Consider the following 2,013-nt stretch of genomic DNA (forward strand, 5'->3'; position numbering starts at 1 on the left):
GTCGAGTTTGTGATAACTGGAGATATCGAATATTTTGTGCTGCCGAATTGCTGTATCGATCGGATTTGCATAGCCAGATTCAGATGCAGCATTTAGATAGGCATAAAATAACACCCTGTCACTTTCATTTCCAGCTATATCGATCGCCGCATGAATTTTCACATCACCTTCGGTTAGCGTCCCAGTTTTATCAGTACAAAATACGTTCATACTACCGAAGTTCTCGATCGCTGCCAACCGTTTGACAATCACCTGTTTCTTCGCCATCTGCTTGGCTCCCCGCGCCAGATTGACACTGACGATCGCAGGTAACAGTTGCGGTGTCAAACCTACAGCTAGAGCCAGAGAGAACATAAAAGATTCTAGAACTGGACGTTTGAGATAGACATTGGCGACAAAAATTAGGACTACTAAAATCAACGTCACTTCCATCAAAAAGTAACCAAATTTGCTTAAGCCGCGTTCAAATTCGGTTTCTGGAGGTCTAAGTTTGAGCCGTTCCGATACCTTCCCGAACTCTGTCTGGTTGCCTGTCTTGACAACCAAAGCCTTTGCCGAGCCACTGATAACATGAGTACCCATATACAGAGTGTTGGTGCGATTCTGACAAGCAGAGGCTTCGCCAACGCTCAATCCCGCAGCTTCAGACAATACGCCACTCATTTTATCTGCGGGGTAGGTTTCGCCCGTTAGGGTAGCTTCATTCACCGACAAATCTTTCGACTCCAACACCAAGCAATCACCAGGGATACTTCCGCCTGCCGCTAGCAGAACAATATCACCTGGAACTACGTCCTCATGGGTAATCTCTCGATTTATGCCTGCTCTTAATACCGTGGCTTTCACCTGCACTAACGCTAGCAATTTCTCGACAGCAGCCGAGGCTCCCCGCTCTTGCCAAAACCCTAATAAGCCACTGGCTAAAACGATCGCGAGGATAATTATCGCATCGGTTCGATCTTGGAGGAAAATAGATAATCCCGCTGCATATATCAATATTATAACGATCTGGCTTTTAAACTGATTTAGTAACAATCCGATCGCACTCGATTTCCGTTGCCGTTTGAGACTATTTGCGCCGTATTTGAGGAAACGTTGTTTCGCCTCTTGATCGCTCAAACCATCGGCTGATGAGTGCAGTTGCTGAAGCACTTGATCGGCTGGTAAAGCCCAAAATTGGAGAATTTGTGAATCCATTTGATTATCTTTGTTAAATCTCGATCGTTTTTGCCGAATCAGAACGTCTGATTCTGTTAAGCCATCAGCTCCTGTACCTGCAAGTATTTCTTCTGCCATAACTTACTTAATTACTCAGATGAATATCAACTTGAAGCTTCAATTTTGCTTAATGAATAAATCCACCAAATGTCATTCGGGGGTAGGCTGATAGGAGGCTCTATTTAGATTGCTTTAGCTCAACTAGGCTGGAGCCTAATCAATGTTGGGACTCCCGCAGCATCACGAATCTGAACTGCTAGCATGATTCCGTTGGCATCTTGTCCGGTTAATACCTCTTTGGGTGACTCGATTGTATGGGCGTAAGTTACTTCACTTTTACCAATCTCGATCGTCAATTTGTTGCCATTTTTAGGCGGATCGTAAACCATCGCCATCAACGGTGCATTTTTAATCAGTTCTTCGTCGCCGAGTTCTGAATCAAGGATTTCAATCGAGATATGCCGTCCCCGATTACCATCAGCAAACTGGTCAAAGAACTCCAGCCATCTTTCACTCGGTACAGATTTATTGATATCAATCTTATTCATATTACTATTCCTGTCGATCTAATAAATCTTGTCAAAAGCTAACTACATTAGATATTTAATGGATAGATATTTAGTTGTAACCCATATATTTATAAGCGATTGCTTACATCTCCAAGCTTTTTTGTTCATAAGTCTGCTACTGTTCTCGATATAATTCTAGGATACTATCGTCAGCAGCTTGAAAATATTCAAATCCTGTCGGCATCAGCATCGATGGATTACCTTATTCGTCAAAGGATAGAACGTG

At 43.1% G+C, this 2,013-nt stretch carries 2 protein-coding genes; both read right to left on the reverse strand.

Features of this window, described 5'->3' with window-relative positions; all coding sequences use genetic code 11:
• Positions 1-1,296, reverse strand: a 1,296-nt coding sequence (locus RMO27_RS09545) for an HAD-IC family P-type ATPase (RefSeq protein WP_309731746.1), incomplete at its 3' end; no start/stop codon positions are given.
• A gap of 119 nt (positions 1,297-1,415) precedes the next feature.
• Positions 1,416-1,766 (reverse strand): DUF5335 family protein, encoded by a 351-nt coding sequence (locus RMO27_RS09550; RefSeq protein ID WP_309731748.1) that lies wholly within the window; start codon positions 1,764-1,766, stop codon positions 1,416-1,418.
• Between the last annotated feature and the right edge of the window lie 247 nt (positions 1,767-2,013).

Source organism: Chamaesiphon sp. OTE_75_metabat_556 (genome assembly GCF_031378165.1).
Classification (GTDB): Bacteria; Cyanobacteriota; Cyanobacteriia; order Cyanobacteriales; family Chamaesiphonaceae; genus Chamaesiphon.